20 protein-coding genes are annotated in these 21,978 nt (G+C 71.2%); 12 read left to right on the top strand and 8 right to left on the bottom strand.

Annotated elements, in window-relative coordinates; genetic code table 11:
• Nucleotides 1-157: 157 nt before the first annotated feature.
• Nucleotides 158-415, bottom strand: coding sequence for a GntR family transcriptional regulator (locus tag ACWDA7_RS23530; RefSeq protein ID WP_450606183.1), 258 nt, complete (start codon nt 413-415; stop codon nt 158-160).
• A 256-nt stretch (nt 416-671) separates the two neighbouring features.
• Here ACWDA7_RS23530 and ACWDA7_RS23525 point away from each other — a divergent pair, with 256 nt between their 5' ends.
• Together ACWDA7_RS23525 and ACWDA7_RS23520 are read left to right on the top strand one after the other, a co-directional pair.
• Complete coding sequence (locus tag ACWDA7_RS23525) at nt 672-902, top strand: hypothetical protein (RefSeq protein ID WP_450606182.1); 231 nt, start codon at nt 672-674, stop codon at nt 900-902.
• 187 nt (nt 903-1,089) lie between these two features.
• Nucleotides 1,090-1,287: a DUF397 domain-containing protein gene (locus tag ACWDA7_RS23520; protein ID WP_450606181.1), complete on the top strand. Its 198-nt coding sequence runs from the start codon at nt 1,090-1,092 to the stop codon at nt 1,285-1,287.
• A gap of 776 nt (nt 1,288-2,063) precedes the next feature.
• Here ACWDA7_RS23520 and ACWDA7_RS23515 read toward each other — a convergent pair.
• Complete coding sequence (locus tag ACWDA7_RS23515) at nt 2,064-3,119, bottom strand: LacI family DNA-binding transcriptional regulator (protein WP_450606180.1); 1,056 nt, start codon at nt 3,117-3,119, stop codon at nt 2,064-2,066.
• Between the two features lie 373 nt (nt 3,120-3,492).
• On the opposite strand from ACWDA7_RS23515, the gene ACWDA7_RS23510 reads away from it, so the two are divergent.
• The 4 genes from ACWDA7_RS23510 (at nt 3,493) to ACWDA7_RS23495 (ending at nt 8,350) form a co-directional block, all read left to right on the top strand.
• The gene (locus ACWDA7_RS23510; RefSeq protein ID WP_450606179.1) at nt 3,493-4,818 is read left to right on the top strand and encodes an ABC transporter substrate-binding protein; all 1,326 of its coding nucleotides are present in this window, start codon (nt 3,493-3,495) and stop codon (nt 4,816-4,818) included.
• Nucleotides 4,815-5,843 carry a carbohydrate ABC transporter permease gene (locus ACWDA7_RS23505; protein WP_359391531.1) on the top strand — a complete coding sequence of 343 codons (1,029 nt, stop codon included), beginning with the start codon at nt 4,815-4,817 and terminating at the stop codon, nt 5,841-5,843. Before ACWDA7_RS23510 ends, ACWDA7_RS23505 begins: the two co-directional genes overlap by 4 nt.
• Nucleotides 5,840-6,748 (top strand): carbohydrate ABC transporter permease, encoded by a 909-nt coding sequence (locus tag ACWDA7_RS23500; RefSeq protein WP_450606178.1) that lies wholly within the window; start codon nt 5,840-5,842, stop codon nt 6,746-6,748. Before ACWDA7_RS23505 ends, ACWDA7_RS23500 begins: the two co-directional genes overlap by 4 nt.
• Nucleotides 6,749-6,913: 165 nt before the next feature.
• Nucleotides 6,914-8,350 (top strand): GH1 family beta-glucosidase, encoded by a 1,437-nt coding sequence (locus ACWDA7_RS23495; protein WP_450606177.1) that lies wholly within the window; start codon nt 6,914-6,916, stop codon nt 8,348-8,350.
• 68 nt (nt 8,351-8,418) lie between these two features.
• On the opposite strand, the gene ACWDA7_RS23490 is transcribed toward ACWDA7_RS23495, so the two are convergent.
• From ACWDA7_RS23490 to ACWDA7_RS23480, 3 genes are all read right to left on the bottom strand, one after another.
• Entirely contained in the window at nt 8,419-9,894 is a 1,476-nt protein-coding gene (locus ACWDA7_RS23490) for a glycoside hydrolase family 18 protein (RefSeq protein ID WP_450606176.1), read from the bottom strand.
• Nucleotides 9,895-10,005: 111 nt separating this feature from the next.
• On the bottom strand, nt 10,006-11,403 hold the full coding sequence (locus ACWDA7_RS23485; RefSeq protein ID WP_450606175.1) for a sensor histidine kinase: 1,398 nt from the start codon (nt 11,401-11,403) through the stop codon (nt 10,006-10,008).
• A complete protein-coding gene (locus ACWDA7_RS23480) occupies nt 11,400-12,104 on the bottom strand; it encodes a response regulator transcription factor (protein ID WP_450606174.1) in 705 nt (234 codons plus the stop codon). Before ACWDA7_RS23480 ends, ACWDA7_RS23485 begins: the two co-directional genes overlap by 4 nt.
• A 131-nt stretch (nt 12,105-12,235) precedes the next feature.
• On the opposite strand from ACWDA7_RS23480, the gene ACWDA7_RS23475 reads away from it, so the two are divergent.
• Nucleotides 12,236-12,769 (top strand): hypothetical protein, encoded by a 534-nt coding sequence (locus tag ACWDA7_RS23475; protein WP_450606173.1) that lies wholly within the window; start codon nt 12,236-12,238, stop codon nt 12,767-12,769.
• A gap of 40 nt (nt 12,770-12,809) precedes the next feature.
• On the opposite strand, the gene ACWDA7_RS23470 is transcribed toward ACWDA7_RS23475, so the two are convergent.
• Both ACWDA7_RS23470 and ACWDA7_RS23465 read right to left on the bottom strand, forming a co-directional pair.
• Nucleotides 12,810-13,676 (bottom strand): spermidine synthase, encoded by an 867-nt coding sequence (locus tag ACWDA7_RS23470; protein ID WP_359391538.1) that lies wholly within the window; start codon nt 13,674-13,676, stop codon nt 12,810-12,812.
• A gap of 84 nt (nt 13,677-13,760) precedes the next feature.
• The gene (locus ACWDA7_RS23465) at nt 13,761-14,195 is read right to left on the bottom strand and encodes a hypothetical protein (RefSeq protein ID WP_450606172.1); all 435 of its coding nucleotides are present in this window, start codon (nt 14,193-14,195) and stop codon (nt 13,761-13,763) included.
• 302 nt (nt 14,196-14,497) lie between these two features.
• On the opposite strand from ACWDA7_RS23465, the gene ACWDA7_RS23460 reads away from it, so the two are divergent.
• Entirely contained in the window at nt 14,498-15,961 is a 1,464-nt protein-coding gene (locus tag ACWDA7_RS23460) for a hypothetical protein (protein ID WP_450606171.1), read from the top strand.
• Nucleotides 15,962-15,970: 9 nt separating this feature from the next.
• Here ACWDA7_RS23460 and ACWDA7_RS23455 read toward each other — a convergent pair whose 3' ends face one another.
• Nucleotides 15,971-16,567, bottom strand: a complete 597-nt coding sequence (locus tag ACWDA7_RS23455; protein ID WP_450606170.1) for a histidine phosphatase family protein — start codon at nt 16,565-16,567, stop codon at nt 15,971-15,973.
• A gap of 202 nt (nt 16,568-16,769) precedes the next feature.
• Here ACWDA7_RS23455 and ACWDA7_RS23450 point away from each other — a divergent pair, with 202 nt between their 5' ends.
• From ACWDA7_RS23450 to ACWDA7_RS23435, 4 genes are read left to right on the top strand one after another with little or no spacing between them, the layout of a single operon-like run.
• The gene (locus ACWDA7_RS23450; protein WP_450606169.1) at nt 16,770-17,723 is read left to right on the top strand and encodes a phosphatase PAP2 family protein; all 954 of its coding nucleotides are present in this window, start codon (nt 16,770-16,772) and stop codon (nt 17,721-17,723) included.
• Nucleotides 17,674-18,822 carry a hypothetical protein gene (locus ACWDA7_RS23445; protein WP_450606185.1) on the top strand — a complete coding sequence of 383 codons (1,149 nt, stop codon included), beginning with the start codon at nt 17,674-17,676 and terminating at the stop codon, nt 18,820-18,822. Before ACWDA7_RS23450 ends, ACWDA7_RS23445 begins: the two co-directional genes overlap by 50 nt.
• Nucleotides 18,813-20,447 (top strand): hypothetical protein, encoded by a 1,635-nt coding sequence (locus ACWDA7_RS23440; RefSeq protein ID WP_450606168.1) that lies wholly within the window; start codon nt 18,813-18,815, stop codon nt 20,445-20,447. The genes ACWDA7_RS23445 and ACWDA7_RS23440 overlap by 10 nt, the downstream gene beginning before the upstream one ends.
• Entirely contained in the window at nt 20,444-21,796 is a 1,353-nt protein-coding gene (locus ACWDA7_RS23435) for an AAA domain-containing protein (RefSeq protein ID WP_450606167.1), read from the top strand. The genes ACWDA7_RS23440 and ACWDA7_RS23435 overlap by 4 nt, the downstream gene beginning before the upstream one ends.
• The last annotated feature ends 182 nt before the right edge of the window (nt 21,797-21,978 follow it).

Here is a 21,978-nt window from a genome sequence, read left to right as displayed (position 1 = left end):
TCCTCGTCGGACAATACGACCTCGACAGCACGCGGACCCCGATGCGACATAGAAATAGTCTACAGACTTAGACTCGCCATTTCCGGCGCGTCACACTAGCTTCGCGCGTGGGTGCCGCACTCGCCTCCCAGCTCGGCGCTACGCAGAGGACGTTTCGTCATGCCTGGGATGGCGGCAGGGCGATCACGAAAACGCCCTTGCCCTGTACGCCCTGCACCAGACCCTCCGCGGCCAGCAGCTCCAGCGCGCTCTTGATGGTCCGCCTCGACACCACGCCCCCAGTCTCGGCCTCCAGCTCGGACTGGGATGGCAGGCGCCGGCCGACCGGGATCTCACCGCGCCGGATGCGGTCGCGCAGCACGTTGGCGAGCTGCACGTACATCGGCGTCATGGCGTCCCGGTCAAGCTCGATCATGCAATGACCGTATGAGGACAGCCTGGCCGGGCATAGATCCTGCTAGTCCGTCTGAGGACGTACCAAGACGTACTAAGTTGGCATATGGTCACCAGAGAACCCCCGCGACTGCCGGGCCCGGGGGCGTGGTCGACTGGGTTGGAGTCGACATGCCAGAGCGTACCGACACCACCCCACCGTGGGGGAGGGCAGCGCTTCCCCTGCCGAGCGTGGGCGACCTGAGTGAAGACCAGCAGCGCGGCGCGGGATGCGTGTGGTGCGGGAGCGTCTCACGGCGGAGACGGCCGTAGACCTCGGCGAGCGACGCATCAGGGTCCTCGACAGCCACGTCACGGCGTTCCCGCGCGGCTGCCGCCCCTGCTCCGCCACCGCCGCATTCCGCGCTCTCCACGACCGCACACCCAACTGCGAGCAGTGCGTCGATGACGCCGGCAGCTGCGAGACGGGTATCGCGCTGCGGCGCCTGATCCGGGAGGGCCGCCGATGATCTGCGCACGCTGCGACAAGCCGATCCGGGACGGCCAGGAGTACACCACCGAAGCCAACCCCGGGGCGAGCGCTGCCGGGTCGGACATCTACCTGCACAAGCACCTTTGCGCGCGCCCTCCCGCCGTGGCGCGCCCTCGAACCTACCCCCGCCGAGATCAAAAACACTACTGAAAGGCACAGCAACGATGCACAGCAACACCCTGAACTGGCGTACGTCCTCGTTCTCGGGCGGCAACGGCGCATGCGTCGAGGTCGCCAAGACTCCCGACGGGGGCCGAGCTGTCCGCGACACCAAGGACCGCGCGGGCGGGACGCAGTTCTACACCCCCGCCGAGTGGGACGCGTTCGTCAAGGGCGTGAAGGCCGGCGAGTTCGACGCCTGATCTGCACCCCTGTACGACGGCCCCGGTCGGGATCCATGCCCCGGCCGGGGCCGTCCCGTGTCTGGCCCGGCGGCTAAGCCACGGCTGTGAGGAGTGCGCGGGTTTCGTGTAGGTGACCGATGCCGGCGACGGACGGCCGTGAGCTCGGCGTCGAGCGGGTAGAGGCGGGTGAGCACCTCCCCCTCAACGAACGACCCTGCCCGGCTGGTGGCCCCCAGGCGTCGGGGAAGGGTCGCAGCGCCCCCGCTTCGTGCGGGGGCGCTGTCGTTGTGATCACGGGTGGGCTTTTTTCTACTCACCAGCGGCGAGCGCTCGGTGGCCCGCGGGTGGGCTGTTCCCGTGGGAACACGGACCCGCATTCGAGGCAACTGAGCGTCTGCAGCGTCATCGAACTACACCTGTTTGTCCGGGTATTCCGCGTCGCCGCAGGTCACGGATGGGTCAAAAAACTGGTTCGAATCCCGTCACTCACCCTGTGAAGTCAGCCGGTGACCCCGGAGAAACGAGTCACCGGCTGATCTCGTTTCAGGACCCGCGACCCTGCGGGCCGTCCTCCGCCCACGGCCCGGCACGCGGCACATGGGCGAACGTGCACTCAGCCCCGGGGACAGCCGGGCGGCCGGCCCGGCGGCATGCGCACAACCCGGCCCCTCGATCCCCCCGGCACACAGCCCGGCGCTCCGCGCCGGAACGCCGTGGCGCGGAGCGCATCGGAGACATCCGTCACCATCGACCCCAACCCGGCACGCCGGGTCCGTCCGGGTCTGTCCACCGCCTCAGGAGGAGTCCCGCTCCACCAGTTCCGCCGGCAGGACCACCTGGCGGCGGTCCAGGGTCCGGGAGCCCGCCGGGCGTTGGTCCGCGATCTCGTCGAGCAGCAGGTCGATCATCGCGCGGCCCATCTGCTCGATCGGCTGGCGCACGCTGCTCAGGGGCGGGTCCATATGGCGGGCGATCGCCGAGTCGTCGTAGCCGACCAGCGCCACGTCACCTGGTATGCGGCGGCCCGCCTCACGCAGCACCTGTCGCGCGCCCGCGGCCATCACGTCCGACCCCGCGAACACCGCGTCCAGACCTGGGCGGCGGGCCAGCAGCTCCGCCATGGCCCGGCGGCCGCCTTCCTCCGTGAAGTCACCGGGGACGATCAGCTTCTCGTCCACCTCTCGGCCGGCGTCCCGTAGCGCGTCACGGTAGCCGTCGACACGCCGCTGGGCACCGTACACATCGAGCCGGCCCGTGATCGTCGCGATCTGCGCGCGGCCCCGGGCGATCAAGTGCTCGACCGCCGAGCGGCCGCCGCCGTAGTTGTCCGAGTCCACCGACGGCAGCGCCTCGCCCGCCGAACGGGGACCGCTGATCACCGCCGGGATCTCCAGCTGGGCCAGCAGATCGGGCAGGGGGTCGTCCGCGTGCACCGAGACCAGCAGCACGCCGTCCACCCGGTGCGCCGCCAGGTACTGGGCCAGGCTTCGGCGCTCCCGGTCGTTGCCCGCGAAGATCAGCAGCAGCTGCATCTCCGTGTCCGACAGCTCGGCCCCCACGCCCTTGAGCATGTCCGAGAAGTACGGTTCCGCGAAGAAGCGGGTCTCCGGTTCGGGGACGACGAGGGCGATGGCGTCTGTGCGGTTGGCGGCCAGTGCGCGGGCCGCGGTGTTCGGTACATAACCGAGCTCCGCGACCGCCGCCTCGACGGCCGCGCGCGTCGCATCGCTCACCCGGGGCGAGCCGTTGATCACCCGGGAGACCGTGCCGCGGCCGACGCCGGCGCGTGCGGCCACCTCTTCGAGGGTGGGTCGACCGCCACTGCGGCCCCGCGCTCCGTGGCTTACCATTGGCCCCGCCTCCCGCCGTCGAACCCACGTTGGCCTGGAATCTAACAGTCGCCGCAGTCCAGGTGACCGTCACCGGGCGCCGACGTCACCGACCCCCGGATCCGGCCCGGACCGTGCCGGCCCTTGCCCGTTTCCATCCGCTCCCGCCCGGTCCAGTTAACAGCCCGATAACCGAACGCATCTGTGCGTGTCCGCTCCCTTGACACCCTCGCGGGAACCGACGACTCTTCAACTCATCACCTGTGGGAGCGCTCCCACGGTACCTGACACATACACATCCCGCACGTTCCCCGCCCGAGCCGCAGCGAGCACGAACGGGCCCAACCAATGCAGTTGGCCGGGGGGTCGGCACGTCAGGCAACAGGAGGACGCAATGCGCACGAGTACTCGCCGGTCCCACGGGCTGGTGGCCCTCGCGGCCGTCGCCGCGCTGACGACGGGGCTGCTGGCCGGCTGCGCCAAAGACTCGGACGACAACTCGTCGAACTCGAACGGCGGTGGCGGCGGCAAGGGCAAGACGACGCTGACCGTCGGCACCTTCGGCGTCTTCGGCTACAAGCAGGCCGGACTCTACGACGAGTACATGAAGCTCCACCCGGACATCACCATCAAGGAGAACGTCACCACCCGCACCGACGTGTACTGGCCCAAGGTGCTCACCCGCCTGCAGGCCGGTTCCGGCACGGACGACATCCAGGCCATCGAGGTCGGCAACATCACCGAGGCCGTGCAGACGCAGGCCGCCAAGTTCGTCGACCTCGGCAAGGACGTCGACAAGTCCCAGTGGCTGGACTGGAAGGTGGCGCAGGCCACCACCAAGGACGGCAAGACGATCGGGCTCGGCACCGACATCGGCCCGATGGCCATCTGCTACCGCAAGGACCTCTTCCAGAAGGCCGGCCTCGAGACGGACCGCGCCAAGCTCGCCGAGTCCTGGAAGGGCGACTGGTCGAAGTACGTCGACGTCGGCAAGGAGTACATGAAGAAGGCGCCCAAGGGCACCAAGTTCGTGGACTCCGCGTCCTCCGTCTACAACGCGGCCCTCGGCGGCGCCGAGCAGCGGTACTACGACAAGGACGGCAACGTCGTCTGGGACAAGTCCGACGGTGTGAAGAAGTCCTGGGACGTCGCCATGCAGGTGGCGACCAGCAACATGTCGGCGAAGCTGAAGCAGTTCGACCCGACCTGGGACCAGGGCTTCGCCAACGGCACCTTCGCGACGGTGGCCTGCCCGGCATGGATGCTCGGCTACATCGAGCAGAAGTCCGGTGACTCCGGCAAGGGCAAGTGGGACGTCGCGGCGGCCCCGACCGCGTCCAACTGGGGCGGCTCCTTCCTCGGCGTGCCGACGGCGAGCAAGCACCAGAAGGAGGCCATCGACCTGGCGAAGTGGCTGACCGCGCCCGAGCAGCAGGCCAAGGTCTTCGCCAAGCAGGCCAGCTTCCCCTCGACGCCGTCCGCGTACGCGAGCCTGCAGCCGCAGGCCGACACGACGACGTACTTCTCCAACGCGCCGATCACCCAGATCTTCTCGGACTCGGCGAAGACCATTCCGACGCAGTACTTCGGCATCAAGGACCAGCCGATCAACTCCGCGCTCACCGACGTCGGCATCCTCCAGGTCGAGCAGAAGGGCAAGTCCCCCGCTCAGGGCTGGGACGCGGCCGGCAAGGAGATCAAGGACGTGCTCGGCCAGTGACCAGCTCCAAAGAGGCTCTCGCGCACCCCGCGTCGAGCGCCGAGACCGCGCCCGGCAAGCAGCCGGGCGCGGTCGGGGGCGCTCACGGTCGCGGCAGGCCGGCGACGGGCACAGACTCCTGGCGCAGCCGGCTGTACCGCTGGGACATGAAGGCGTCTCCGTATGTGTTCATCGCCCCCTTCTTCATCGTCTTCGGGGCCTTCTCGCTGGTCCCGCTGCTCTACACGGCCTGGTACTCGCTGCACAACGTGCAGCTCTCGGCCCTGGACCACCAGACCTGGACGGGTCTGGACAACTACAAGAACCTGTTCTCCTCCGAGTTCTTCTGGAACGCCCTGGGGAACACCTTCACCATCGGTGTGATCTCGACGGTGCCGCAGCTCCTCGCGGCGCTGTGGCTCGCGCATCTGCTCAACTACCGGCTGCGCGGCTCGACCGTCTGGCGGGTCGTGATGCTCACCCCGTACGCCACCTCGGTGGCGGCGGCGACGCTGGTCTTCACGCTGCTGTACTCCTGGGACGGCGGCATGATCAACTGGCTGCTCCACTTCGTCGGGGTCGACCCCGTCAACTGGCGGGAGTCCGACTGGGGTTCGCAGTTCGCCGTCTCCTCGATCGTGATCTGGCGGTGGACCGGCTACAACGCGCTGATCTACCTCGCGGCGATGCAGGCGATCCCCAGCGACCTGTACGAGTCGGCCGCCCTCGACGGAGCGAACCGCTGGAAGCAGTTCCGCCATGTGACGGTCCCGATGCTGCGGCCCACGATCCTGTTCACGGTGATCGTCTCGACGATCGGCGCGACGCAGCTCTTCGGTGAACCCCTGCTGTTCGGCGGGGTCAGCGGATCCAAGGGCGGCTCGGAGCACCAGTACCAGACGCTCGGCCTGTACATGTACGACCAGGGCTGGATCATCGGCAACCTCGGCAAAGCGTCCGCGATCGCCTGGTCCATGTTCCTGATCCTGCTGGTGGTGGCCGTGATCAACATGCTGCTCACCCGACGGCTGAGGAAGTCCCAATGACCACTACCGACCTGACCCTGCCTCAGGCGGGGACGAAGGCCAAGGGCGAGCGGACCCCCCGGCGCCGCGGGGCGATGGGCGCGGGCAAGCAGCTGGACGCGGGGCCCGTCACCTATGTCGTGCTGACCGTCTTCGCGCTGGTCTCGCTGGCTCCACTGGTGTGGACGGCGGTCGCGGCCTCCCGCAACGACCGGCGGCTCGCCGAGACGCCGCCTCCGCTGTGGTTCGGCGGGAACCTGTTCAAGAACCTGCAGGCGGCCTGGGAACAGGCCGGGCTCGGCACGGCGATGTTCAACTCCACGCTGGTCGCGACCACCATCACGGTCAGCACGGTCCTGTTCTCCACGCTCGCCGGATTCGCCTTCGCCAAATTGCGGTTCCGGTTCTCCAGCGTGCTGCTGCTGCTGACCATCGGCACCATGATGATCCCGCCGCAGCTGGCCGTCGTACCGCTGTACCTGTGGATGTCGGACCTGGGCTGGTCCAACCAGCTGCAGACCGTCATCCTGCCGACGCTGGTCACCGCCTTCGGCACGTTCTTCATGCGGCAGTACCTGGTGCAGGCACTGCCCACCGAACTGATCGAGGCGGCGCGGGTGGACGGCGCGAGCAGTCTGCGCGTCGTGTGGCACGTGGTCTTCCCCGCGGCGCGGCCGGCGATGGCCGTGCTCGGACTGCTGACCTTCGTATTCGCCTGGAACGACTTCCTGTGGCCGATCATCGCGCTGAACCAGCAGAACCCGACCGTACAGGTGGCGCTCAACTCGCTCGGCACCGGATATGTCCCCGACCAGGCGGTGATCATGGCGGGTGCGCTGCTCGGCACACTGCCGCTGCTGATCGCCTTCCTGCTGTTCGGCAAGCAGATCGTCGGCGGGATCATGCAGGGCGCGATCAAGGGCTGACCCTTCGCCACGCTCGGCAGCCTCGCGCGGGAGGGGTCCCGCAACGGACTCCCCGGCGCCGCCGCCCCTGCGTCATCGGGGGCCGGGTCATCGCCGCCCCGGCCCCCTCGTCCCCTCTTTCCCCTACCTCCGTCGATCCCGACGACCATCTATGGGAGCGCTTCCATGCCTGAATCCGCACAGCCGGTGACCCCGGTGACCTTTCCTCCCACCTTCCTCTGGGGCGCCGCGACCTCCGCGTACCAGATCGAGGGAGCAGTGCGGGAGGACGGCCGCACCCCCTCGATCTGGGACACCTTCAGCCATACGCCGGGCAGGACGGCCGGCGGCGAGACCGGTGACATCGCTGTCGACCACTACCACCGCTACCGCGAGGACGTCGCGCTGATGGCCGAGCTGGGCCTGAGCGCGTACCGCTTCTCGATCTCGTGGTCGCGCGTGCAGCCGACGGGCCGGGGGCCCGCGGTCCAGCGCGGACTGGACTTCTACCGTCGCCTGGTGGACGAACTGCTCGCCCACGGCATCAAGCCGGCGATCACCCTCTACCACTGGGATCTGCCTCAGGAGCTGGAGGACGCGGGCGGCTGGCCCGAGCGGGACACCGCGTACCGCTTCGCCGAGTACGCCGGCATCGTGGGCGAAGCCCTGGGCGACCGGGTGGAACAGTGGATCACCCTGAACGAGCCCTGGTGCAGCGCGTTCCTGGGGTACGGCTCCGGCGTGCACGCCCCGGGCCGTACGGACGCGGCGGCGGCCCTGCGCGCGGCCCATCATCTGAACCTGGCCCACGGCCTCGGCACCTCCGCGCTCCGTTCGGTGATGCCGTCCCGCAACACGGTGGCGGTGAGTCTCAACTCGTGTCCGGTACGGCCGGTGTCGCAGGACCCGGCGGACCTGGCCGCGCGGCAGAAGATCGACGATCTGGCGAACGGCGTCTTCCACGGCCCGATGCTGCATGGGGCGTACCCGGAGACCCTGTTCACCGCGACGGCTGCCATCACGGACTGGTCGTACGTCCTCGACGGCGACCTGGCCACCATCGACCAGCCGCTGGACGCACTGGGTCTCAACTACTACACGCCGACGCTCGTGTCGGCGGCTTCGGAGACGGCCGGCAGCGGTTCGCGGTCGGACGGCCACGGCGCGAGCGCCTACTCGCCCTGGCCGGGCGCGGACGACGTGACCTTCCACCAGACTCCCGGCGAGCGCACCGAGATGGGCTGGACGATCGACCCGACCGGCCTGCACGAGCTGATCATGCGGTACTCGCGGGAAGCGCCGGGGCTTCCGCTGTATGTGACGGAGAACGGCGCGGCGTACGACGACAAGCCCGACCCGGAGGGCCGCGTCCACGACCCCGAGCGGACCGCGTACCTGCACAGCCACCTGTCGGCAGTCCACCGGGCCATCACGAACGGCGCGGACGTCCGCGGCTACTACCTGTGGTCCCTCATGGACAACTTCGAGTGGGCCTACGGCTACGAGAAGCGGTTCGGGGCGGTGTACGTGGACTACGCGACGCTGGCCCGCACGCCGAAGTCCAGCGCGCACTGGTACTCCCGGGCGGCCCGGACCGGGGCGCTGCCGCCGCTGGAGGACTGACCACCCGGGGGCGCGACACGAGAGGGAGGTGCCGCGCCCCCGGGGGCTCGACCACGCCGGGCAGAGCCCTACTTGAAGGCGCCGAACGCCTTCGAGAAGGCGAACCTGTCCTGGACGACCGAGCTGCAGGTCGCGTCCGCCGTCGGCTTGGCACCGCCGTCGCACTGCTTGTCGCGCGTGGCCGACCACATCGACAGCCACCCAAGACCCTTCGACTTGGCGAAGTCCACCAGCTGGGTGGCGTCGTCGACCTTGAAGATCTCGGACGACACGTCGTTGACGCCGATCATCGGGGTGACCGCGACCGTCTTCCAGGCCGCGCTGTCGGACAGCCCCAACACGCTCTTGATCTGGGCCTGGGTGGCGGTGGCGGCCTGCTCCGCGTAGGTGCCCATGTCACCGCTGTACGAGGCGCCGTAATCCATCGCCATGATGTTGACGGCGGACATCCGCACACCGTTGGCCTTGGCGTCGGCCAGGAGGTTGACACCGTCCTGGGTCAGGCCCTCCGGCATGACGGGGAGCGTGAACGACACGTCCAAGCCCGGGTGTTGCTGCTGGAGCTTGGCGATGGCCTGGGCGCGGCGAGTGTTCGCGGCCGTGTTCGGCAGCGCGCCGCCCTCCACGTCGAAGTCGACCTTGGAGAGCTTGTAGGCGTCCAGGGCCTTCCCGTAGGCCGCGGCCAGCGCGTCCGCTGAGGAGCAGGCCGTGGCCAGTTCCGAACCGGAGGCGCCGCCGAAGGAGACCCGGACGTCGCCGCCCTTGGCCCGCAGGGCGCCGATCTGCGCGGCCACGGCGTCGCTGCCGATGGCGGTGACACCGCCCCACTTGGGCGTGCAGGCGCCGCCGTCGGTGACGAAGGCGAGGTTGTAGTCCTTGACCCCGGTCGCGTCCGCTGAGGCGATCAGGTCGAAGGCCGGGTAGAGAGACGTGTCGACGTACGGGGCGAAGCGCGCGCTCGTGGCCGTACCGGAGCCGGAGGTCTGGGAGGCGGTCGGCGAGGGAGTGTGGGTCGCCGTGGCGGTCGGCTTCATGGTCGTGCTCGGAGTCGGAGTCGGAGTCGCCGTGGGGGTCGCGGACGTGGTGGGGCGACCGCTCGGCTCCGGAGTCGCGCCGTCGTCGGCGGAGCACTTCGCGCCGTCTATGAGACAGCCGCCCGGATCGCCGGAGCCGGTCACGACGAAGCCGACCGTCACGGATTCGCCCGCTGCCAGCCCGTCCTTGTCCCAGGACGGCGGCTTCACGGTGATGTGCTGTCCGCTCACCGTCGATGTGGCGTTCCACAGGGAGCTGATCTTGGCACCGGACGGCAGGTCGAACTGCAGCGTCCAGTCCCCCTTGGTCTGGCCGCTGTCGTTCGAGACGACGTACTGCGCGGTGTAGCCCGTCGACCAGTCACTGGTCTTCGTGTACACGGCTCCGACGCCCGCGGCGTGCGCGGTGCCGGTGACCAGGAGCGCTCCGCCGCCCACGACGGAGGCGGCGACGACACCGCCGATCGCCTTGCTTCTGCCGCTGATCCTGCGCCGGTGCGTGCTGCTCATCGCGTGCCTGCCTTCGCTGCTCACGGGGGGTGGGGTGCGGCAGCACGCTAGCGATCCCGAATCGGGCCAATCGGATTGATCCGGAACGGAGTTGAGGATCTTAGGGTGCGCTTAAGGAAGAGATCGGGGACGATTAAAGGGAGAGACCGATCTGCCGGACCGCCGACGCCGTACCCGGTGCCCCCGGCGCACCGGGGCCCGCCCGTCGAGCTGGAACCAGATGCGCACCTCCGTGCCGCCCAGCACCGAGGAGCCGATCCGCACGTCCCCGCCGGTCGACTCCGCGAGCCGGCGCACGATGTCCAGGCCGAGGCCCGTCGAGCCGTCGCTGCCCGAACCGCGTCCCCGGGCCATGGCCGTCTCCGGGTCGAGGATCCCCGGTCCCGCGTCGGAGACCAGCACGATGACCGCGTCCTCGCCGTTGTGGACGTCGACCGCGAAGGCCGTGCCCTCCGGGGTGTGCCGGAAGACGTTCCCGAGCAGCGCGTCGAGCGCGGCGGCGAGGTCGGCGCGGGCCACGGGTATGCGTACCGGCCGGTCGGCTCCGGCCACCCGCCACTTGCGCCTCTCGTCCTCGGCGAGCGCCGACCAGAACTCCATCCGCTCCCGCACGACCTCGGCCGCGTCGCACCCGGCGCCCGGTCCTGCCGCCACGGTCTGCGGCTTGGCCTCGCGCGCCGTACGGATGATCGTGTCGACCTCGCGCTCCAGTTGCGCCACCGCGGCGCGTGTCTGCTCGGCGGCCGGTCCGTCGCCGAGGGAGGCGGCGTTCAGCCGCAGCACGGTCAGGGGGGTACGCAGCCGATGGGACAGATCGGCGGCCAGTTCGCGTTCGTTCGCCAGGAGTTGCACCACCTGGTCGGCCATCGAGTTGAACGCGACCGCTGCCAGGCGCAGTTCGGTCGGGCCGTCCTCGGGGACCCGTGCGCCGAGCTTCCCCTCCCCCAGGTTGTGCGCGCCCTCGGCCAGACGCTGGGCGGGCTGCACCATCCGCACGCCGAGCCGGTCGGCGACCGCCACCGAGCCGATGATCAGTGCGACACCGACCGCGGCGAGCACCGCCCAGGCCGTGCCGACGCCGTTCGTCACCTCGGACTCGGGGACGTACACCTCGACCACGGCGATGCCACCGGAGCTGAGGGCGGTGGGCTGGAGCAGCGCCGAGCCGCCGGGCACCTCGGTGGTGGAGGCCCGGCCCAGTCTGCGGGTGGCCGCGATGTCCTCGGCCGGGGCGCGTCGGCGGCCGATGTCCAGCGCCTTGGTGCCGCCAGCCGCGGGGATGTGCACAGCCATCCCGTCGTCGTAACCCGTCGAGGCCACCACCCGCTCCAGCTGGTCGCGTTCGGTGGTGATGGACAGGGCGGGCGCGATCGCGGCGGCCTCGCGCTCCGCGTTCGAGAAGGCGCGATCGCGCGCCATCTCCTTGACGACGAGGCCGAGCGGTACCGCGAAGGCGACCACGACCATGGCGGTCACCGCCAGGCAGACCTTGACCAGCGCCCATCTCATGGCAACGGCTCCGCCCTCGGTGGTTCCAGCTTCACGCCGACGCCCCGCAGCGTGTGCAGATAGCGCGGCTTGGCCGCCGTCTCGCCCAGCTTCCGCCTGAGCCAGGACAGATGGACGTCGATGGTCTGGTCGTCCCCGTAGGACTGCTGCCACACCTCGGCGAGCAGTTCCCTGCGGGGCACCACGACACCGGGCCGGCCGGCGAGGAAGGCGAGCAGGTCGAACTCACGGCGGGTCAGGTCCAGTCGGTGCCCGTCCAGTTCGGCGAGCCGGCGCAGGAGGTCGATCGCGAGGCCGCCGACGCGGATGACCGCCGGGGGCGCGGCTCCGACGGCGGCCGCACGGGCCCGGCGCAGCACCGCCGCGATCCGTGCCGACAGGTGCTCGACCGAGAACGGCTTGGTCAGATAGTCGTCCGCGCCCGCGTTCAGCAGGCGGACCACCTCTGCCTCGTCATCGCGTGCGGTGGCGATGATCACCGGTACGTCGGTGATGCCGCGCAGCATCTTCAGCGCCTCGGATCCGTCGAGATCGGGCAGTCCGAGGTCGAGGATCACGAGGTCGAAGGGAAAGTGGGCGACCTCGCGCAGTGCCTCCAGTGCGGTGCCGACGCTGCGCACGGTGTGCCCGGCCTCCGTCAGGTGCCTGATGAGGGCCGAGCGTACGAACTGGTCGTCCTCGACCACGAGCACACTTGCCATGGGCGGCACCGTACGCCATACGGGGACGTGCTTCCGGGGGCTGTGGACAACTCCCCGTGCGGTAGCGCGAGAAGCGGAACTGTGTGCGACTCGCGGGACACCGGTGGGGCGCGTGGGGCAGTATGGCCGGGATGTTGAGAGGACTCGTACACGTACTGGCTTGGTCGCTCGCCACAGGCGCGGCGGTCACGCTGTCGTGGTGGGGCGTCCACACGGTGATGGCGGGGACCGCCTACGACCCCCCGCGCGCCCTGCCCATCACGGCGGGTGGCGCGACGACTCAGGGCACCAGGCCACAGATCGCGTCGACGGAGCGGCCGGAACCGTCGCGGAGTGCGAGCGGGACGCCCGCGCCGAGCACGACGCCGGTCTCCTCGAAGAAGTCCGGCACGAGCCCCTCGCCCTCCCCGACGACGCCGCCGTCCTCCCCTTCTAGTTCCACCAGCCGCGTCAAGAGCTATGACACCACCGGCGGGCGGGCGGTCTTCGACCTCGGTACGACGTCCGCGACGCTGGTGTCCGCGACGCCCGGTCCGGGCTGGTCGATGCAGGTGTGGAAGACGGAGTCGTGGATCCGCGTGGAGTTCGCCTCCGGCACGCAACGGGTCACGGTGTTCTGCACGTGGCACGACGGCCCGCCCCATGTGGACGTCGAGACGTACTAGTCCGCCACGGGGGCAGCGTGGTGCCTGCCGGCCACGCGGGTCAGCGGAAGACCGAGGGCGGGGGCGCCGGTGACGCCACGGCCGCCGCGTCCGTGACCGCCACCGCGCCACCGGTGAAGTCGGTCAGTGCCCTGCCGTGCTCCACGCGCGCGGGGTGCGGGTCCGAGGCGGCGCGGCGGGTGAGTTCGGCGAGCGGAAGAGGGTGGGCGGAGGCGATCAAGACCGCGTTCCCGAAACGCTTGCCGCGCAGTACGACGGGGTCGGCGATCAGAGCGAGTTCGGGGAAGACGGCCGCGGCGGTCGAGATCTGCCCGCGCAGATGGGCGAGCGGCGGGCCGTCGGCGAGGTTGGCCGCGTACTGGCCGCCGTCCTTGAGCACCCTGCGGACATCAGTGAGGAACTCGACCGATGTCAGATGGGCCGGGGTGCGCGCCCCGCTGAACACATCCGTGATGACCAGGTCCGCCCAGCCGTCCGGCACCTTGGCGAGTCCCACGCGGGCGTCCGCGGAACGCACCCGTATGCGGGCGTTGGGGTCCAAGGGCAGCGTGCGCCGCACCAGTTGGACGAGCGAGGCGTCGCGCTCGACCACCTGCTGGGTGGAGCGGGGGCGGGTGGCGGCGGTGTAGCGGGCGAGGGTGAACGCGCCTCCGCCGAGGTGCACGGCCTGCACCGGCCGGCCGGGCGGCGCGGCCAGATCGATGACATGGCCGAGGCGTCGCTGGTACTCGAAACCGAGGTACGCCGGGTCGTCCAGGTCGACCATCGATTGCGGGGCGCCGTCGATGAGGAGGGTCCAGGCGCGCGACCGGTCCCGGTCGGGTATCAGCTGGGCGAGACCGCCGTCGACCGCCTCGACCACCGGCTCGACGGCCTTCTCCCGCCGCGCGTTCCGTGACCTGCCCATCCAGCCATTATCCGGGGCCCTGCCGCGGGCGGCCCACCCGGCCGCCCGCGTGGCGACCGCCTCACGCGGACCGTCAGCGTCCGACTACCGACAGTTGTCGGCGGCCTCGAGCAGCCGGGCCGCCTCCCCGAGCGCCTCCCGGAGCACCACGGGGTCCGTCGCCGGCTCCACCTCGCCGGGAGGGAGCAGCCAGCCCGTGCCCTCGACCGGAGGTTCCGGAGCGACGAGGCTGATGCCGCGTCCCGCCGTCTGCGTGCAGGTGCTGCCGGGGACGTCCCAGGCGTCGGCGGTCCCGGGCGGGACCAGGAAACCCAGGGTGTCGCAGCCGTCGTCGTGGAGGACCGGCCCGACGCAGTCGCCCGCACCGCGGCGCAGGATGTCGACGGCCTCGAGTCCCTGCCGGGCCGGGACGGTCACAAGGTCGGGGGCCTGGGTCGGCGGCGCGCCGCGGTCCGCGGCGGGCATGCGGCGCGCGCCCGGCGGCTGCGTACGGAACTCGGTGCTCTGCGTGGTCTGCATCCCGGCCTCCAAAGTGGAACCCCTCCTCGGCAGTGAGTTGGGTCGGGAGTTCGGGGGGCTCCCGGTCCACCGGGTTAAACGCTTCGGACCGTCAACGGCAACGGGCACAACACCGCCGCAAAGGATGGCAGTTCATGGCAGATCGCGTATGAGATATCCGGTTTGTAGCTAAACCTCGCGTGACCACTCTCACGGGACGGGTACGTTCTTGCACCGCCGGACTCAGGGAACCAACTGTCACCACGCGGGCAAGTCGTCCCGAATCCGGCATGGTTCGACGGTTCGCACGAGAGGGCCCGACCATGACCACGTCCCAGTACCCCAGGCCACCGCGGCCCAACCTCGCCTTCCGGCAGCTGCGCGGACAGCGCTCGCCCGGCGAGTTCGCCGCGGCGGTTCGACGCGCCGCGATGGAGATCGGTGAGCGGGTCAGCTGTGACGCGCGGTACATCGGACGGGTGGAGGCGGGCGAGATCCGTTGCCCCAACTACGCCTACGAACGGGTGTTCCTGCATATGTTCCCCGGTCGCACGCTGACGGACCTGGGATTCGCACCTCGCTCGGCCGTACGCGGCCGGGCGGCGCGCATCGCCGACGAGGCGCCCCCCGCACACGCCGGCCGCCGTCCGTACGCTCTGAGTGAAACGCGCGGGGCGGGCGAGACGTATGAAACGCCAGATACCTACGAGACGCACGAGCCGTACGGCACATGCGCGTACGACGAACAGAACCACGAGGAGAGCGACGTGCAACGTCGCGCATTCATGACCGGCGGCACCTTCACAGTGGCGGCCGCCTCCCTGAGCCCGCTGGTGCTCACCTTCGGCGGCACCGCAGCGGCCGCCGAACGCCCTCTCCACCGTACGGGCTCGTCCGAGGCCTGCGCGCTCGAAGAGGCCGTACGCAAGATCCGCCTGCTCGACGACCGGCACGGCGCGGACGGTCTGTACCGGCGTGCCGCCGCCCCGCTGCGCACCGCGTACGCGCTGCTGGACGCCGGTACGACCCGGCAGGCCGTGGCCGACCGGCTGTACGCGGGCGCCGGGGAACTGGCCATTTCGGTCGGCTGGCTCGCCCACGACTCAGGACGCTTCGACGACGCTCGCTCGCACTACGCGGAGGCGCTGGCCACGGCCCGGATGTCCGGGGACCCGGCTTTGGAAGCCCACGCGTTCTGCAACACGGCGTTCCTCGCGCGCGACGCCGGACGGCCGCGGGAGGCCGTACGGGCGGCGCAGGCGGCCCAGCGCGCCGCGTGTCCGCTCGGCTCGAACCGCCTGATGTCGCTGCTCGCCCTGCGGGAGGCGGGCGGCTGGGCCGGGCTCGCCGACCGGTCGGGCTGCGAGCAGGCGCTGGTCAGGGCGCAAGCCCTGTTCGAGCGCGGGACGTCGGACGCGGACCCCGAGTGGATGACGTTCTACGGCGAGGCCGAACTCGAGGGCCTGGAGGCGCAGTGCTGGTCCACGCTGGGCGACTGGCCGCGCGCGGCCCGGCACGCCCGGCGCGCCGCACATCTTCAGGATCCGCACTTCTCCCGGAACATCGCCCTGTACACGGCGGAGCTGGCCGACGACCTGGCCCGCGGAGGCCGCCCCGACGAGGCGGCGCAGGCCGGACAGCGCGTCATCGACCTGCTGGGCGAGGTCCAGTCGTCCAGGATCCAGACGATGCTGGCGGGCACGGCGAGAGTCCTGCTGCCCCACCGCCGGACCTCCGGCGTGTCGGCGTTCCTGGACCGCCATGCCGCGCTGCCCAGGATCCCGTGAGGACGACGGCTACGCCGTGAGGTGACCGCAGTCGTTCCACGACTCGATCGCCGGTTCCCCGTACGCCCATCCGAGCACCGACAGTGACGTCGGGTTGAGTCGTATGCGGGCGGCGAACTCCAGTGGTAGCCCCAGCCAGCGCGCTCCCAGCGAGCGCAGGATGTGGCCGTGGGCGAAGACCAGGACGTCCCGGTCCGCCGAGCGGGCCCAGGACACGACCTCGTCCGCGCGTGCGGAGACCTCGGCCAGGGACTCCCCCTCCGGGACACCGTCGCGCCAGATGAGCCAGCCCGGCCGGCCCGCCTGGATCTCGGCCGGCGTCATCCCCTCGTACGCGCCGTAGTCCCACTCGAGCAGTGCGTCCCAGGCGCTCGCCCGCTCACCGAAACCGGCGAGTTCGCACGTCTCACGCGCGCGTGCCAACGGACTCGTGCGCACCTCGACTCCGGGCAGCCCGTCCCAGGGTGCCCGGTTCAGCCGCTCGCCGAGGAGCTTGGCGCCCCGTCGCCCCTCCTCCAGGAGCGGCACGTCGGTCCTGCCGGTGTGCTTGCCGGACAGAGACCACTCCGTCTGTCCGTGCCGGGCCAGCAGGATGCGCGGTGCCATGAGCGTCCTTTCCGGGATGAACCGAGAGGAAAACAACAAGGAAGTCACACCATCATCGCGCACCCCGTTCACGGGCAACCCGGTGGGAGATCTCTGCGTCTTTGAGGGCCGGGGCCGCGTCCTGACGAATGGGCGCGTACACCATAAAGTGGCTCGACCGGGTCACCGGGAGCAGCAGCGCAGAAGGGGGAGGGCGAATCGGATGCCGCAGGCCGAGTCACCAGGCACCGGGGTGAACCCGCCGGTCCGGCCGCGCTGGTGGACCGAACTTCCCCTGATCCTGCTGGTGTACGCCTCGTACTCGGCCGGCCGGCTGCTCGCCCGGGGTGACGTCGACGACGCCGTCGAGCACGGCAAGGCGATACTGCACCTGGAGAAGGTGCTCCGTATCAACGCCGAGAACCCGCTGAACCGTCTCTTCACCCGCGAGCCATGGCTCGGCATACCGGCCGACTTCTGGTATGCGTCACTGCACTACCTGGTGACGCCGGTGATCCTGGTATGGCTGTTCAGGCGTCGCTCCGAGCACTACCGCGCGGCCCGGACCTGGTTGATGACCTCCACGTTCATCGGCCTGGTCGGCTTCACGCTGACGCCGACCTGCCCGCCCCGGCTGCTGTCCGCGGCCCACGGTTTCGTCGACACGATGGCCCAGTACAGCTCGTACGGCTGGTGGGCGGGCGACGCGAGCGCGCCGCGTGGTCTCGGCGGCATGACGAACCAGTACGCGGCGATGCCGAGTCTGCACGTCGGCTGGGCGCTGTGGTGCGGAGTGATGCTCTGGCGATACGGCCGCACACGCTGGGCCAAGGTGGCGGGCGTCGCCTACCCGGCGCTGACCGCGATCGTGGTGATGGGCACCGGGAACCACTACCTCCTCGACGCGGTCGCGGGCATCGCCGTCATGGGCGCCGGCTTCCTGCTGTCGCGGCCGATGACGCGAGCGGCCGACGCGGTCCGCGCCCGGCTGCGGACCGCGACCGCCCCCGCCACGGACGCCTCTACGACCACAAGTTCCTCGATTGTCAGTGCTGGATGCCAGACTTCGGCGGGTGAGCGAATTCCCCGACAGCGCATCTCCCGCACCGCACCGGGCGCCGGGCCGGGTGCCTCCCCCGCGGACGCGGGGGACGGCGCTGCGGCAGCGGCTCGCTGACCTGCGCGGCCCGGCCGTACCGCCGAAGGCGCTCGACGCCCGCGCGCTGGCCGCGCTCGCCGCGAACCCGGGGTGCAGGCGCCGCGCGCTCCTCGACGGCGCCGGGGTGGACAAGTCGTCGCTGGCCGATGCGCTGGGAGCCCCGTCGGCGTTCGGCCAGTCCCAGTTCGCCTTCATGCGGGGCAACGCGTTCGAGGCCAGGGTCAAGGCGGACGGCGGCGCCGAGCTGCTGCGGCTGGTGCACGAGAAGCTGGACCCGACCGCCGAGCCGCCGCGCAAAGCCCTGGTTCCCGATCTCGCCGCGATAGGGCCCGAAGGCCGCGCCGCCCGTACGGCGCTGGCGTTGCGCGAGGCCACCGAGGCACGCGGCTGGGCGCTGCTCGACCACCCCATGCTCGCCCTCGACGTGGCGGGCTCCCCCGCGTTCCTGGAGCCGGACGCGGTGGTGGTGCATCCGGACGGCAGCTGGACCGTCGTGGAGATCAAGTCCTTCCCGCTGCTGGACGGATCGGCCGACCCGGCGAAGGTGGGGGCGGCCGCCCGGCAGTCCGCGGTGTACGTGCTGGCGCTTGAGGCGGTCGCGGCGCGCCTCGGCACGACGCCGGAGGGGCATGCCTCCGCGCAGGTGCGCCACCAGGTCCTGCTGGTGTGCCCGAAGGACTTCTCCAACCTGCCGGCCGCGTCCCCTGTCGACATCCGCAAACAGCGCGCGGTCACCCGGCGCCAGCTGACCCGGCTCACCCGGATCGAGGAGATCGCGGACGGCCTCCCCGGCGGCACGTGCTTCGCGCCCGACCTCCCGCAGGAAAAGCTGACGGCCGCCGTGGAGTCGGTCCCGGCGACCTATGCACCCGAGTGCCTGGCCGCCTGTGAACTGGCCTTCCACTGCCGCAGCCGCTCACGGGCCGAGGGCGCGGTGACGTCCTACGGCCGCTCGCTGCGGGCCGAGCTGGGCGGACTGACCACGGTGGACGAGGTACTGGCCGCCGCCCACGGCACAGCGGGAGACCCGGACGACCCGGCGGTGGCGGCCCTGCGCCGGGCGGCGCGGCTGCGGACGGAGGCGCTCGCCGCGCGGGAGGGCGCCGTATGTCACTGATCGCCACGCTCGCCCGCCTGGAGGCCGTGCGGTCCGGCCGTGCCCAGCCCACGGCCACGGTCCGGCACCGGCACCTGTCGGAGCGCCCCCTCGTCTTCGTGCCGCTGACCACCGCGGGCGAGGCCGGTGCGCCGCTCGGAGCGCTCGTCGGCACCGACCGGGACGCGCCCCGGCTGCTCGTGGTGCCGCAGCCGCGCGACCGGGACCTCAGGTTCGCCTTCCTCGCCGACCTCGCCGACCTCGTCCTGCCGTACATCGACGGGTACGCCGAGGCGGTCGAGGCCGCCGAGCGCACCGAGACCGACCCGGAGACCGGCAAGCGGGTCAAGGTCGAGGTCGACCTGTGTGCGGACAGCCCGCAGTTGATCGTGCCGAGCCGGGCGGGCATCGACTTCGTACGGCTGCTGGGGCGCTCCACGCGGTTCCGCCGCACCGCCGAACAGGACCCCGAGACCCCGCACCCGGCGCCCCCGCGGGTGCCGCTGCTCGGCCGCTGGCTCACCCACCTCGAGGAGCGCTCCCGGGTCCCGGGCTCCTCGTTGCTGCTCTCGGTCACCGATGTACTGACGCAGCACTGGGCGACCGGTCAGTCCGGGCTCGAGGACCAGCATCTGGGCGCGCTGCTCGCGTGGATCGACCCGCCGCAGAGCGCCACGGGCGCGGAAGCGGCGCTCCGGGCGGAGCTGGCGCGGGACACGCACGGCCAGTTGCTGTGCCCACCGGCGGGCCCCGCCACCGACCCGGCCTTCGACAACAAGCTGCTCGCCCCGGCCATCGAGCGGTACGACCGCGCGCGGACGCGGCTGGCCACCGCCGAGGACGGTGTCGAGGCGGACGACAGGTTCGCCGAACTCACCGCAGCCGAGCGCGAGATCCGCGCCCTCGTCGAGAGCCGGACGCGTCCGACCTGGGACGCGGTGTGGCACGGCCTCGACCTGCTGCGTGCCCTGCCAGAGGGCGCGCACGTCGCGGAGCGGTGGACCCGCGACCGCTGGTCGTTCACCGGCCACCGGGACCGCGTCGCCGCCGGGGAACCGCCGCAGCCACGCCGCGACGACGCGGTCACGGCGGCGAACAAACTCGCCACCCGCGAGCGCGAACAGGCCCGGCTGGACGCCCAGCAGGCACTCGACGATCCGCTGGTCATGGCCGGGCGGCGGCTGACCGGGGAGGCGTTCGCGGGCGAGGTCACGGACGTCGTGATGACGTACAGCGAAGGCAAGCGGCCGAGCCCGCGCCCGCTGGTGACCGTACGGACCGAGGACCGGCCGCATCTCGGGGAGCGCTCGAAGGTGTACCGCTCGCTCGGCGGGAAGCCCCAGGGGGCCGAGTTCGTCGGATACGAAGGGCAGCACGAGGGGCGGCACGACGAGGGAAGCGACGGGGGCGGCGGCGGCATGGTGGTCCTGCGCATCGTCGACAAGATGGGCCGCGGCAAGGAACCCGAGGCCGGGTCCGTGCCCGAGAAGGGCGACCATGTGTGCTTCACGCTGTTCGAGCACGAGCAGCGCGGCGGGGCGAAGCTGCCCGAGCCCGAGGAGACGCCCTGGACGCACGGCGGGCCGCCGGGCGAAGCGGGGGCACTGCCGCTGCCGGATCCGGTGACCGAGGAGGACGTCCTGTGACCGTGTTCGCCCAGCCGGGCAGCGCCTTCGATCCGGGGAGCGCGGCCGCCCGGGCCACCGAGGCGATCCTGCGCGACACGCTGCACGGCACGCACCGCGGGGTCGTCGTCGACTCGCCGCCGGGCGCGGGAAAGTCGACGCTCGTGGTCCGCGCCGCGCTGGAACTGGCGGCGGCCGGCCGGCCGTTGATGGTGATCGCGCAGACCAACGCACAGGTCGACGACCTGGTGGTGCGGCTCGCGGAGAAGGATCCGGGTCTGCCGGTCGGCCGGCTGCACAGCAGCGACCCGGACCCCTACGACCGGGCTCTCGACGATCTTCCACACGTCCGGAAGTCGACGAAGGCGGCCGATCTGGCAGGCCTCGACGTCGTCATCTCGACCGCCGCCAAGTGGGCCCACGTGAAGGATGTCGAGCCGTGGGGGCACGCCATCGTCGACGAGGCGTACCAGATGCGTTCGGACGCACTGCTGGCGGTGGCCGGCCTGTTCGAACGGGCACTGTTCGTCGGGGACCCCGGACAGCTGGACCCGTTCTCGGTCGTCGGTGCCGAGCAGTGGGCGGGCCTGTCGTACGACCCGTCCGCGTCCGCGGTGACCACGCTCCTGGCCCACAATCCAGAGCTACCGCAGCACCGGCTCCCGGTGTCCTGGCGGCTCCCGGCCTCCGCGGCGCCGCTCGTGTCGCACGCGTTCTATCCGTACACGCCGTTCCGCAGCGGAACCGATCACGGGGACCGGCGGCTCGGCTTCGCAGTGGCGTCCGACGGCTCCGGGCCCGACCGGGTGATCGACGAGGCGGCCGAGACCGGCTGGGGGCTGCTGGAGCTGCCTGCCCGGCACACCCCGCGCACGGACCCCGAGGCGGTGCGGGCGGTCGCGACGGTCGTACGGCGGCTGCTGGACCGGGGCGGGGCGGCGGTCTCGGAGCGGGCCGGGGAGCCGATGCCGCTCACCGCGGACAGGATCGCCGTCGGCACGGCGCACCGGGACCAGGCGGCCGCGGTGCGCTCGGCGCTGGCGGACCTCGGCGTGCGGGACGTGACGGTGGACACGGCCAACCGGCTCCAGGGCCGGGAGTTCGATGTGACGGTGGTGCTGCATCCGCTGTCGGGGCGCCCGGACGCCACGGCGTTCCATCTGGAGACCGGGCGGCTGTGCGTACTGGCGTCCCGGCACCGCCACGCATGCATCGTGGTGTGCCGGGCGGGGGTGTCGGAGCTGCTGGACGACCATCCTTCCACGGAGCCCGTGCAGCTGGGGGTGACGGTGAAGTTCCCGGACGGCTGGGAGGCGAATCACGCGGTGCTGTCCCATCTGGCGGAGCATCGCGTGGCGTGGCGCCCCTGACGGCGTAACCCGGGAACGCCTGGCCGCGTCCGGCGTGACACAGGCCGGGCCGGCAGTCCTGACCCTCGGGGAGGCCTGGCCGGACGACGGTCCTGACCAGTGCGAAGGCCGACGCTCGTGACGACTTCCGGGCGGCCGGGAACATCATGTGACCCGGCGGCCTTGAGACTGCGGATGACGTG

Source organism: Streptomyces sp. NPDC001156 (assembly GCF_053598275.1).
The sequence above is the reverse complement of the archived record's forward strand: the minus strand, read 5'-3'. Positions and strand labels throughout refer to the sequence as shown.